This window comes from Bacillus sp. 17RED48, assembly GCF_019837545.1.
Lineage (GTDB): Bacteria > Bacillota > Bacilli > Bacillales > Bacillaceae_G > Bacillus_A > Bacillus_A wiedmannii.
The window spans coordinates 69,860-82,885 of record NZ_JADAXG010000009.1 but is presented as its reverse complement, the minus strand read 5'-3'; the positions used below and the strand labels follow the sequence as shown (position 1 = coordinate 82,885).

Annotated in this window: 12 protein-coding genes; 5 read left to right on the top strand and 7 right to left on the bottom strand. The window is 34.2% G+C overall.

The genetic code is table 11. The annotated features are described in order from the left end of the window. Positions 1-141: 141 nt before the first annotated feature. Together ILT06_RS26505 and gloA2 are read right to left on the bottom strand one after the other, a co-directional pair. Positions 142-1,440, bottom strand: a complete 1,299-nt coding sequence (locus ILT06_RS26505; protein ID WP_064477113.1) for a hemolysin family protein — start codon at positions 1,438-1,440, stop codon at positions 142-144. 107 nt (positions 1,441-1,547) lie between these two features. After that, positions 1,548-1,934, bottom strand: coding sequence for an SMU1112c/YaeR family gloxylase I-like metalloprotein (gloA2, locus tag ILT06_RS26500; RefSeq protein WP_064477114.1), 387 nt, complete (start codon positions 1,932-1,934; stop codon positions 1,548-1,550). Between the two features lie 91 nt (positions 1,935-2,025). Between gloA2 and ILT06_RS26495 the strand changes: the two genes are divergently transcribed. From ILT06_RS26495 to ILT06_RS26485, 3 genes are all read left to right on the top strand, one after another. Then, on the top strand, positions 2,026-3,204 hold the full coding sequence (locus ILT06_RS26495; RefSeq protein ID WP_064477115.1) for a NupC/NupG family nucleoside CNT transporter: 1,179 nt from the start codon (positions 2,026-2,028) through the stop codon (positions 3,202-3,204). Between the two features lie 185 nt (positions 3,205-3,389). Continuing rightward, on the top strand, positions 3,390-4,406 hold the full coding sequence (locus tag ILT06_RS26490; protein WP_304362739.1) for an LCP family protein: 1,017 nt from the start codon (positions 3,390-3,392) through the stop codon (positions 4,404-4,406). Between the two features lie 234 nt (positions 4,407-4,640). Next, positions 4,641-5,903 carry a VanW family protein gene (locus ILT06_RS26485; protein ID WP_098103379.1) on the top strand — a complete coding sequence of 421 codons (1,263 nt, stop codon included), beginning with the start codon at positions 4,641-4,643 and terminating at the stop codon, positions 5,901-5,903. Positions 5,904-5,942: 39 nt separating this feature from the next. Here ILT06_RS26485 and ILT06_RS26480 read toward each other — a convergent pair whose 3' ends face one another. Together ILT06_RS26480 and ILT06_RS26475 are read right to left on the bottom strand one after the other, a co-directional pair. Further along, positions 5,943-6,215, bottom strand: coding sequence for a hypothetical protein (locus tag ILT06_RS26480; RefSeq protein ID WP_000288799.1), 273 nt, complete (start codon positions 6,213-6,215; stop codon positions 5,943-5,945). 15 nt (positions 6,216-6,230) lie between these two features. Continuing rightward, positions 6,231-6,749, bottom strand: coding sequence for an RNase A-like domain-containing lipoprotein (locus ILT06_RS26475; protein ID WP_064477118.1), 519 nt, complete (start codon positions 6,747-6,749; stop codon positions 6,231-6,233). Between the two features lie 399 nt (positions 6,750-7,148). Here ILT06_RS26475 and ILT06_RS26470 point away from each other — a divergent pair, with 399 nt between their 5' ends. Further along, positions 7,149-7,697, top strand: coding sequence for a TVP38/TMEM64 family protein (locus tag ILT06_RS26470; protein ID WP_088046990.1), 549 nt, complete (start codon positions 7,149-7,151; stop codon positions 7,695-7,697). A 63-nt stretch (positions 7,698-7,760) separates the two neighbouring features. Here ILT06_RS26470 and ILT06_RS26465 read toward each other — a convergent pair whose 3' ends face one another. From ILT06_RS26465 to ILT06_RS26455, 3 genes are all read right to left on the bottom strand, one after another. Then, complete coding sequence (locus ILT06_RS26465; RefSeq protein WP_064477120.1) at positions 7,761-9,461, bottom strand: M4 family metallopeptidase; 1,701 nt, start codon at positions 9,459-9,461, stop codon at positions 7,761-7,763. Positions 9,462-9,637: 176 nt separating this feature from the next. Further along, positions 9,638-9,892, bottom strand: coding sequence for a Phr family secreted Rap phosphatase inhibitor (locus ILT06_RS26460; RefSeq protein WP_064477121.1), 255 nt, complete (start codon positions 9,890-9,892; stop codon positions 9,638-9,640). After that, positions 9,889-11,163, bottom strand: a complete 1,275-nt coding sequence (locus tag ILT06_RS26455) for a helix-turn-helix domain-containing protein (protein WP_064477122.1) — start codon at positions 11,161-11,163, stop codon at positions 9,889-9,891. Before ILT06_RS26455 ends, ILT06_RS26460 begins: the two co-directional genes overlap by 4 nt. A 198-nt stretch (positions 11,164-11,361) precedes the next feature. Here ILT06_RS26455 and ILT06_RS26450 point away from each other — a divergent pair, with 198 nt between their 5' ends. Beyond that, positions 11,362-12,825 (top strand): nicotinate phosphoribosyltransferase, encoded by a 1,464-nt coding sequence (locus ILT06_RS26450; protein ID WP_088046991.1) that lies wholly within the window; start codon positions 11,362-11,364, stop codon positions 12,823-12,825. Positions 12,826-13,026 lie beyond the last annotated feature (201 nt).

The following is a 13,026-nucleotide window of genomic DNA, read 5'->3' as shown; positions in this document are numbered from 1 at the left end:
TTATCTAAAAAATCCGCCCTCTAAAAATACGAGTATCATTTAGAAGAATTTTTCAGTATCCACCTTCACTATATAGCACCTTTTTTGAAAGCGCAAACATTTATTTTTCTATATATATCTTTTATAAAAATTTATAGAAAATCATTCTTCTACCTTCTTTATTTCCACTCGTTTAATTTGATGCATATCCTTTTCAAGAACTTTAAAAGAAAAGCCGTGTTTTTCAATATTATCTCCTTCAGCAACGATTTGCTTTTGTACCATAATCCAGCCACCGATTGTATCTACATCATCAGCGATTAAGTGTATGCCAAATAAATCATTCACTTCACTAATAAGCACTTTTCCCTCTACGATTTTACACCCTTCACTTATATGCTCTATAGGCGGGTGTTCATCTTCATCGTATTCATCTCGGATTTCTCCAACAATTTCTTCTAAAATATCTTCTAGTGTAACGATTCCCGCTGTACCACCATATTCATCATATAATACAGCTAATGGAATTCGTTTTCTTTGCATTTGTAATAGCAAATCATGAATAGGGATATTTTCTAACACTTCAATAACTGGCCTTGTATATGGCGTAATCGAGCACCCCTCGGCTCGATTACCATCCATATAACGAATAAATAAATCCTTTACATTCACCATCCCGATAATTTCATCTTTATCTTCACCAAATACGGGATATCTCGTGTACTTTTCTTGTGCGATTATTTTAATATGTGTTTCAAATGGTTCGTCCTCATATAAACCTACAACTTCCGTACGAGGTACCATAATTTCCTTTGCTACTCTATTATCAAATTCAAAAATATTATTTACATATTTAAATTCCCTTTGATTAATCTCTCCGCTCTCATAACTCTCGGATAAGATTAATCGTAATTCTTCCTCCGAATGAGCAACTTCATGTTCAGAAGCCGGATGTAATCCGAATAACCCTGTCACAAGCCTTGCAGAACCATTTAAAGCCCAAATAAACGGATACATTACTCGGTAAAAGTAAATAATTGGCTTCGATAATAATAAGCTAACTTGCTCTGCCCTTTGTATAGCGAGCGTCTTCGGAGCAAGTTCACCAATGACAACATGTAAAAACGTAATAACTGCAAAGGCAATAATAAATGAAACTGTACTTGCAATTGCAGGAGATAGGTGTAGTTTTAAAAACAACGGCTCGAGTAAATGTTTTATAGTCGGCTCGCCTAACCACCCAAGCCCTAAAGCAGTAATTGTAATACCTAACTGACATGCTGATAAATACTCATCTAAATTCGAAGTTACTTTTTTTGCTGCTAATGCTCCTCGTCGTTTCTCACTAACGAGTTGATCAATACGACTGCTACGCACCTTAATAATTGCAAACTCAACAGCCACAAAAAATGCTGTTAACGCAATAAGGATGGCTACCATCAATAATTTTAAAATATCCACATATGTCCTTTAGCTTTCTTAGCTAAAGTTACACCTCCTTTAAAAAAGAAGTTTCACTTTAGTTTCTTCATTTATTTGAAAGCAACCCTATATAAAATTCACCAATTTCAAGCCTCATACAATTCTAAAGGCAAGCCATCAGGATCTTGGAAAAAGACAAATTTTTTATCCGTAATTTCATCCATACGTATCGCTTCAGTCTCCACACCGCATTGTTTTAAATGGTTTACAGCTTCTTCTATATTTGTAACAGCAAATGCTAAATGTCTAAGTCCAGCTGCTTCTGGAAAACTTGGGCGCTCAGGTGGACTAGGAAATGAAAATAATTCAATTTGATACTCTTCCCCTACACATAAATCTAACTTATAAGAATCTCGTTCTTTTCTATATACTTCATTTATCGCTTTAAAACCTAATATCCGAGTATAAAAATCCTTTGACAGTTCATAATTCGAACAAATAATTGCAACGTGGTGCACTCTACATATTTTCATGCTCTCTCTATTCCTTTCTTTACCAAAGATGCATATTCTCCCTTGAAATGAAAAACATATATAGCAGAATATCTCTTTTAGGGGGCTTACTATGAAATTTATTACTTTTTTCGTGGGACTTATCGTTGTTTTCTTCCTTGCTTATATTGCTAGCAACAATAAGAAACATATTAAATTTAAACCAATTTTCATCATGCTTATTATACAGTTGATTTTAACCTATTTATTATTAAATACAGAAATCGGCCTCATACTTATTCGGGTCATTTCCAGTCTGTTTACAAAGCTACTCGAGTATGCTGCTAATGGTATAAACTTTGTATTTGGCGGTCTTGCAAATAAAGGTGAAATGTCATTTTTCCTTACTGTATTATTACCAATTGTCTTCATTTCCGTCTTAATTGGTATACTACAACATTTCAAAATACTACCATTTTTTATTCATTGGATCGGTTACTTCCTTAGCAAAATAAATGGTCTTGGGAAATTAGAATCTTACAACGCTATCGCCTCTGCCATTGTCGGCCAATCAGAAGTTTTTATTACAGTTAAAAAGCAATTAGCTCAAATTCCAAAACACCGTCTTTATACACTTTGTGCTTCTGCCATGTCAACCGTATCTATGTCTATCGTAGGTGCCTATATGACAATGATCGAGCCTAAATATGTAGTAACCGCACTCGTTCTCAATTTATTTAGTGGTTTTATTATCGTACTCATCATCAATCCTTACGACGTTAAAGATGACGAAGATATTTTAGAAATTAAAGGCGAAAAGCAAAGCTTTTTTGAAATGCTTGGAGAATACATTCTAGATGGCTTTCGCGTAGCCATCGTTGTCGGCGCTATGCTCATCGGATTCGTCGCATTAATTAGCTGCATTAATGACCTATTCCTCATTATATTCGGTATTACTTTCCAGCAATTAATCGGCTACGTATTTGCACCTGTTGCATTCCTTATCGGTGTACCAAGTTCTGAAATTGTCACAGCTGGTAGCATTATGGCAACGAAGCTTGTAACGAATGAATTTGTAGCAATGATGGACCTTAGTAAAATTTCTAATAGCCTTTCTCCCCGTACAGTGGGAATCATTTCTGTTTTTCTCGTTTCTTTTGCCAACTTTTCTTCTATCGGCATTATTTCAGGTGCAGTAAAAGGATTAAACGAAGAACAAGGAAACGTCGTTGCCAGATTTGGCCTTAAATTACTATATGGAGCTACCCTCGTTAGCATTTTATCTGCAATTATCGTAAGCATTATGTTGTAATTAGGTAAAATTTTATCATTTTCTTATCCCTATCTTTTGTATACAATAACGAATAGATGTCTTATAAATAATCAAGACATCTATTTTTTATACATGTACAATCGCTTTTTTTTAGCGTACAATATTTTTTATGTGTTTGAATGTGCTTCTAGATGTATACACTTTGATAGCTTTAAAGGAGAAAAATGATGAAATCCGATATGAACAAAGACACCCGAGCCAAAAAAGGACACTCAAAGAAAAAACGCCTACTCTGGTTCCTTCTTATTCCATTACTGATTATAGCACTTGGAACAGGAGGTTACTCCTTCCATATATACAGTAAAGCAAAGTCTGTATTAAGTAATGCCTATTCCGAACTGGGCCGCGGGGATAAATCCAGCAAACGTGAAAAAGCCGTGAAACCTATGACTGACAACATTTCCGTACTTATTATGGGTGTTGATGAAAGTGATATTAGGGACAAGAATTACGGAAAAGCAACTCGTACGGATGCGCTATTACTTGCAACAATTAATAAAAACGATAAATCTGTTAAACTTGTCAGCATTCCACGTGACTCACGTGTCTACATTAAATCACGTGATAAATACGATAAAATTACACATGCGCACGTATTCGGTGGTGTGGATAGCACAATTGATACCGTGGAGAAATTTTTAGATGTTCCAGTTGATTACTATGTAAAATTCAACTTTAAATCATTTATCAAAATTGTCGATTCTCTTGGTGGTATTACTGTCGATGTTCCGGTTGAGTTTACAGAACAAAATAGTAAAGACGAAGCAGATGCTATTCATCTGAAAAAAGGACGTCAACATTTAAATGGAGAAGAGGCATTAGCATTAGCTAGAACTCGTCATATCGACAGTGATTATATGCGCGGTCAACGACAACAGCTTGTTTTAGAAGCTATTGCTGCAAAAGCACTTTCTCTTAATTCTATTAATAAAATCGGTGGCCTATTAGACGCTGTCGATAAAGACCTAAAAACAAATTTAACTTTTGATGACATGATGACAATTGCCAAAAATTCAATGGATTCCAATTTAAAAATGGACAAACTGCAAGTAGAAGGTACTGATAAATATATAGGTGGTATTTATTATTACGTTCCAAATGAAACAAGCGTCAATAATATTTCGACAACACTACAAGAACACCTCGGTGTTACGAATAAAAATGAACATAAAAAATTATAATAAAAAGGCTGCTAGATCTTTCTAGTCAGCCTTTTTATTATAATTTTCAACATATTTCTCGTGCATATTGTGACAAAAAGAGACAATTATTACAACAGTGTAACGTTTTTTATAAAAACATTACACACATAGTGGAAATAATAGTATACTAGTACGTACATAATGTTATTTTCATCATTTTTATACAAAAAATGTAATACATATATTTATACAAAAATTTCTGGGGGGAAATACATGAAGCTAAGTAAAATACTGATCGGTTCTGCAATTACTGGAGGCATATTACTTTGTGTAGGCGGTGTTGGTGGATATCAATATGTATCCAAACTAAATAATCAATTAGATACTACTGCATTACCAAATACTACATTTGAAGGTATTTCTCTCGATGGAAAAAATAAAAAAGATATTCAAGCAATTATTAATCAAAAGGTAACTGAATTAGACCAAAAATCTCTTACCTACATATTCCAAAATGATAAACAAACGTACACATGGAAAGATTTAGGGATAAATTATAAGGAAAAAGATATTATTGACAAAATCTTTAAAGAACAAGAAGGAAACGCAATGAATCGTTACCAAATGCGGAAGCAGGCCGAAAACGGTGAATTAAAACGTGACTATAAATTAACAGCTCAATTAAATACAACTGCTTATGAAAGCTTTATGAAGGATAAATATAATGACACATTAAAAAATCCTGTTAATGCAGAATTAAGTGTTGAAGGCTCTACAGTACATATTAGCCAAAGTCAAAATGGAGAAAAAATTGATAAAGGAAAATTAACTGATTTAACGCAGCAGGCCATTACTTCTGGCTCATCGGACGTTACATTACCAGTTACACTCTTAAAACCTGAGCGTTCTACAGAAGATATACAAAAAATGGGGATTAAAGAAGTAATTGCTGAATATTCAACTCCAATGGCTGGTCGGAATGGAAACCAGTCCTATAACGTAAATAAGTCAGCTAATACTTTAAGTGGAGTTATTGTCGCACCTGATGAAACGTTTAGTTTTAATGGCCGCGTTGGCGTAACGGATGCTGCCCATGGTTATAAATCCGCAGCAGTATTTTCACAAGGTAAAGTTATACAAAGTGCAGGCGGAGGCGTTTGCCAAGTTAGTAGCACTTTATATAGCGCTGCTTTAAGAGCAGATTTAGGAATTGTTTCTCGAAGCAATCATTCTATGCCCGTAAATTATTTACCACTTGGGCAAGATGCAGCAGTGGCAGATTATGGTCCGGATTTAAAATTTAAAAACAATACAGGCAATCATATTTATATTCAAGCATTTTCAAATGGCGGTAGTATTACTACTCGCATTTTTGGTACAAATACTGGTAAAAATGTTGAAGTTTCTTCTCAAGTAGTTAGTAGAACTGGTGATAAAATAACAGCGGTTACGTATAAAAAGGTAACACAAAACGGTGAAGTAGTATCAAATGGACAAATTTCAAAAAGCGTATATAAAAGTGCCCCAACACAATGAGACACCATCAAATTGGCAAACAAAAAAGGCGTGATCTATTCACGCCTTTTTCTTTTGCAATAATAGTAAAAAAGCTTCAAGATGGTCTTTCGTTTCTTCTAAAGACCACATGCGATTTCCTTGCTTCGCAGCTAATACGCACGCCTCTTCCCAAGCGTTCTTTTTCTTCATATATAATAATTCATCGCGTAATTTCAAAACAATTTCTTCATCTTCTTGCTCTATAAACTCTTCCATCACGCCTACTATTTCATCCTCATGGATACTTAACGTACAATACGATTTGAGAAAATATTGTAATGTCGTATACATATTTACTCCCCCTTCTTATTTATCAGATGGATAAGAAGTAATGATCTTATATCCTAAATCTCCTGACTTATCTCTCGCCAAAACAGTAACAGTTTTTACTAACTTGTCTTTTACATTCATATTTTTCTTTATTACCGTTTTTCCAACTGGGAATGAATGAGTTGTATTTAATACGAGACGAGCCTCTTTAGAATTTTTTAACCAATCTTGAATTTCCTTATCATGCTGCTTCAAACTATCTTTTACAGCTTTCGTCGCTGTTTCCTTATCATAGTATGTACTTGCCGCTGATACTTTATCTGTCTTCAAGCGATTCTTCAAATCCTCTTCTGATTTTCCTACATGTCTTTCAATCGTATGACCATTTTTAGGTGGCCCTTCCATTTCATCTAAAATATTATCACTAATTTTTTCTACTGATGTCGATTGATTCCCTGTTTGTTTCTCTGTTTTTTGTTCTTTTCCTGCACATCCACTTAAGATCAGCATTAATGCCAATAAACTACTCAAGAGAAGACTACTTATTCGTTTCATCATATCACCTCTTCCATGATTATTATCGCAACTTCACTAAAAGTCAATTTCACAACGAAAAAACATATACATTTTTAAAATTCCTCATCAATTTTGCCATATTACCACCCTAATTTCATCAAACCACTATTTTGGAACTTCTCCGAAATATACCCCTATATTTTACCGATTATTTCCCGACTTAAAACACCACTTAAAAAACCGATAAAACCCTGTAAATACAGGGTTTGTTTAGTGTTTTCCAAACCAGAAAAATATACCCCTCATTTTATATACCCAATACCTATATAAGGTATATAAACAGTGTTTTATCAACAGTTTCCTACATTATGTAAATTTGCACTTGCCTACACAATAGAAATATGGTGTAATGCAAAAAAAGATAAAGGATTTTAAACAATGGCTGAAACAATTCAAAACTTCTTAACAGACTATTATTCAATCGCAATTCCACTTAGTATCTTAATTAACATCATCATCAGTCTTTTAGGTTTTATCCCTAGTATTTTTTTGACCGCTATTAACATACAGCTCTTTGGTGTAACAAACGGAACCATTATTTCGATCGCAGGTGAGGCATTAGGGGCTATTATCTCGTTTTATATTTATCGTATAGGCCTTCAGAAATTCACTCACAACAAAGTAAATAAGTATCCAAAGGTAGAACGCCTACTTTATGTAGAAGGTAGAGAGGCCTTTCTACTCGTTCTATCGTTTCGATTCATACCTTTCATCCCATCAAGTATCGTTACCTTATTTGCCGCTCTAGGCAAAATGTCACTACTCTCTTTCAGTATTGCCAGCACAATAGGGAAAATACCGGCCTTATTGATTGAAGTATATTCTGCCTACCACGTCATAAATGGAACGAATGAAGCAAAGTGGATTGTAACAATCGCAGGGTGTGTTGGATTGTTTTATTTGTGGAAAAAATGGAGAAAAAAATAAAGAAGGAGCATAGGCTCCTTCTTTATTTTTGAAGTATTTTATTAATAATACTCTCTTAAACCCTTAGTTTACACCAACAGCACTAAATGATTGCTTCACTGCTGCTACTTCCGCAGAAGTCGCACCATATAAATCAGCTGCAGCTTGTACTGCACCAGCACGAGCTTGGCTAAATGTAGTAGATTGCGTGAAATATTGTGTGTTTGCACGGTAATAAATTGCACCTAACTTATCTTTACCAATACCAGTTACAGTTACACCAGAATGCGTACCGCCATTTGCTAATAAATAAGCTTGTTTGTTAATGATACCACTGTTCGTATGAACTCCACCGTTATCACTTGAACCAGTGTAACGCTTAGAATAATGGTCTGGGTCACCATATTTCGCCGGATCACTCATAGAACGAAGCGAATCTCCTGCTTTACCAGGCGTATAAATATCTTCACCAATCTCCCAATCTGGGTTTCGGTTATCATAGAATTCTACTAAAGTACCAAAAATATCAGAAATTGCTTCATTTAGCGCTCCTGATTCATTTTGATAAATTAAATCTGAGCTGTTTTCCGTAACAGCATGCGTTAATTCGTGACCAATTACATCAATTCCACCAGATAATGAAGTAAACGTTACACCATCTCCATCTCCGTATACCATTTGTGAGCCATTCCAGAACGCATTATTATACTTACTTCCGTAATGAACTGTCGATTTTAACGGAGCTCCTGCATCATTAATAGAGTTTCTATTAAATGTAGCTTTATAATAATCATATGTTCTACCTGCATAGTAATGAGCATCTACTGCCGCTGCATCATACGCTGCATTGAAAACATTATCTGCATCTGCCCATAATGTTCCTGGTAATGTTGAACGATTTTTCGCATCATATGTAAAAATCGTTGCTCCGCGCGTATTATCTTGCAAGTAGTAAGATGATCCAGATAACGTTGTATTAAGCGACTTTGTATCTCCTAATACCCCTTTACCAGTTCCCACTTTATTTGTCCCTGTTACAGGCTTTACAACCGCCTTCGCTTCTTGTTTAGGAGCTTCTTGCTTAACTGGTGACTTATCTTCATTTGCTACATGATCAAGTTTATTATATTTATTTAACACTTTACCGCTGTCTGCTTCAATGAAATAATAGTAGTTTCCTGGATTTGGATCTAAGAAGTTTAGATTTACAACGTATGCATATGTTGTTTCTTCACCATTTTGATATACATATAAGTCCGCTTTTGGTTCTACCTCATATTTCGGTGTTACACCTAAATCTTGCTGCGCGATTTCAATTGCTTTTGCGCCTTCAATCTTATTTTTATTTTTCAGCTTTTCCTTTTTGTCTAAATCAGGCGCAACTGTTCCAGACAATACTTTTAAAGAACCATCTTTACTTACGTGAGCTACTTGCGTAGATCCCCATACAGGTACTCCTTCGTATACTTGTTGCATACGTACTACTGTTGAATCAGTTACAGCATCTTTCTTCACTTGTTTCACTTTGAAAGAATCTTGCGCACTCTTTTCCCCTAACTTGTAATCACCTTTTGCCGCGTTTAAGTAATCAAACACAACAGATTCTGCTTTCTTACCAGTTGCTCCAGTTAAATCACCAGAAATAAACTCCGGTGACTGTACTGTCTCATTGTACTTCTTCGTAGAGAGCACATTTTTAGAATCTGCAAACGCAGAGCCTGTCCCTCCAAACGTTGTAACTGCCATTCCTGCCGCTAACACTAACGCTAAACTTTTCTTTTTCATGAACCTTCCCCCTAATAAAAATTTTTTTTGAAAAAGAGTAGTTTTATCGTAGCACTATGTTTCCACTATTAATATACTAAAAATTCAAATAATTTTTTTCTCAAGTTTTGTAGGATTTTGGAGAACAAATATTGAAAAACCCCTTTCCGATTGGAAAGGGGTTTTTCAATATTTTCTTAACCATAAATATCTGGATTAGAATAATTTATGAAACTTTTTTCTGAAAAATTAAAGCCATAAATATCCGGATTAGAATATTGTATATTCTCCTCTTTTACAGACTTCAATCCATAAATATCTGGATTAGAGTAATTTACTGATCCTTCTTTTAAGGATTTTACTCCATATATGTCTGGATTAGAATAATTAACTCCTAAAGAAAGAATCGCTACTATTCCCAATCCTACTACACCATATATACGTTTTTTCAATTCAATTCCTCCCTTTCTTCCAAAACTTTAATAACTTCTTTATAATATTTATTGCTTTCCTCGTACTTAAATTCATTCTCTAAGTACATTGCTAATTCTAAATAGGCATTTTTTAATTCTTTCATACTACCCACACTCTTAAAGAATGGAATAGCCTCATTCTCTAAAAATCTCTTAAACTCTTGGGATTCCCCAAAATATTTATACTTAAATATACAGAATGAATAAATCATTTTATTATATTTTTCATCACTACGTGAACACTCAATCCCTTTTTCTATCCATTTCTGTGCTTCTTCATAACATTTAAGATGAATAGATTGTTTAGCCAAACCATAAATTGTTTCAATATAATTCATATTGACAGTCTGCTGTAATTGGAAACTTTGAAGAAAATAGTTTTTTGATTTATCATGCTCATTCTTATAATGGTATAATTCTCCCATATTATTTAAAGTCATAGCTTTAATCATGTCTTTTTCCGCAAAAGAATCCACTTCTCTTAATATACTTTCATAAATCTTTAGAGCTTCTTCATACTGTGCTTTTTCCACATAACTTAAAGCAATAATCGTTTGACAATTTATTACATAACGGAATTTGTATTCGTTACGGAACCCTTCCATGGCAATGTTAGCAAAGTGCATGGCTAAATGTGGTATATTTAGGTGACTATACGCAAGGCTCAAGTTATAATATATACCAGTTTCATAATACCCTTGCTCTTTAGCCATTTCTTCCGTTTCAATTAAATACTTCAAACTTTCCTTATGCTTATATTGCAGACTAAGTAACAATGCCTTACTGTACGTATACAACATCTTCTGAAAAGGTGAATATTTCTTGTAAACTTTTTTCAATCTTTCCAACTCTTCTTCAACAGCAAGAAAATCTCGTTTCATAATTAAATAACGCGTATAAAGCAGTTTATAATAATTTATAATTTCAAAATCCAAAACATGCTTCATTTCACCTTGCAACTCTTCATATATGCGCTCTACTTGTGGCTTGTCCAAATGAACTAGTGCATTCAACCATTCATCTAGCTTCCCCTTCACATCTTCTTCTACATCTCTCAAATCCGTCACGGCAATTTCTAACCTTGTGCAGAGCAATTGTAGAATTTCTTCTGATGCCTCGATCTTTCCATTTTCGATTTTACTTAAGTATGAGACAGAACAAATGCCCTGACATAATTCTTCTTGTGTCATTTTTTGCTGTAGCCGTTTATAAAAGACTTGTTTGCCTATTTTTTCTAATGTTTGTTGCATTGTCCTCCTCCATTCTCATTACCCCATTACTCTAATAATACATAAAATCTTGAGAAATATAAATTGATAAATGTTAATTTTCTAAAAAATATGCATTATTTCATTTTTTTCCCTCTTGACTATACTTTCATATCCATTCTTTGCTACGAGCGGTGAAAAATTGATATACTATAACCAAATTATGGAGGTGTTTTCGCGATGACTTATTATAAAGACGATAGCTATGCCTTACATACAGATTTATATCAAATTAATATGGCTTATACATATTGGAAAGATGGTATTCATAATCGCCGCTCGGTGTTTGATTTATATTTTCGAAAACTTCCATTCGAGAACGGTTATGCTGTTTTTGCTGGCCTTGAAAAGATTGTAGAGTACATAGAAAACTTCAGCTTTACCGAAAGCGATATCGCTTATTTAGCAGAATTACAATTTGAAGAAGAATTCCTTCATTATTTACAAAATATGAAATTCACTGGGACGGTTCGAAGTATGCAAGAAGGTGAAGTTGTATTTAATAACGAGCCTTTATTACGTGTTGATGCACCGCTCGGTGAAGCACAAATTATTGAAACTGCCCTGTTAAACATTGTGAATTACCAAACATTAATTGCAACAAAAGCTGCTCGTATGAAGCATGCTGCAAATAATGATGAACTTTTAGAATTTGGTACAAGACGAGCCCACGAGTTTGATGCAGCTCTTTGGGGCACACGTGCTGCCTTTATTGGTGGATTTTCGTCTACGAGTAACGTTCGTGCTGGAAAACGCTTCGGGATACCTGTAGCCGGCACACACGCTCACTCTTTCGTTCAAGCGTATCGCGATGAATATGTCGCGTTTAAGAAATACGCTGAAACCCATAAAAAATGTGTCTTTCTCGTTGATACATACGATACTTTAAAATCAGGTGTTCCAAATGCAATTCGCGTCGCGAAAGAGTTTGTAGATCGTATCGATTTTTACGGCATTCGCCTTGATAGTGGTGATATGGCCTATTTATCTAAAAAGGCCAGAAAACTACTAGACGAAGCTGGGTTTACACATACAAAAATTATTGCTTCTAGCGATTTAGATGAATACACAATTATGCATTTGAAATCTCAAGGAGCAAAAATTGATGTATGGGGTGTTGGAACAAAATTAATTACATCCTTTGAGCAACCGGCATTAGGGGCTGTTTATAAACTAGTGGCGATTGAAGATACGGATGGAAAGTTAAATGATACAATTAAAATTTCATCTAACCCTGAAAAAATTACGACTCCAGGACTGAAACGAATTTATCGCATTATCAATCGAGTTAATGATCATGCAGAAGGCGATTATATTGCATTAGATTCTGAAGAACCTGGAAAAGAAGAACGTTTAAAAATGTTTCATCCTGTTCACACGTATATAAGTAAATTTGTAACAAACTTTGAAGCTCGCGAACTGCATAAAGACATTTTCGTTAACGGCGAAAGAACATATGAACTACCAGGTATATTAGATATTCAAAAATATAATGAACAGAGTCTCGCACTATTTTGGGAAGAGTATATGCGAACTTTAAATCCCGAAGAGTACCCTGTCGATTTAAGTCAAGAATGTTGGGATCATAAAATGAATTACATTCAAACTGTTCGAGAACAAGTTGAAAAAAATATACAAAAATAAAACAGAGAAGCTTCTCCTTCTCTGTTTTTTCAATACGATATGTATCTTTGTGAAAAATATATTAAAATAGTACGACAAATATTTTTTATTTGTAAATTTTAATATTACGTTATTTGTTTATAAAATAATATTTGTTATTATTTTATTGAGTCAATTTCAACAAAATAACCTAAAAAAGAGGACGCAAGTTGCGTCCTCTTT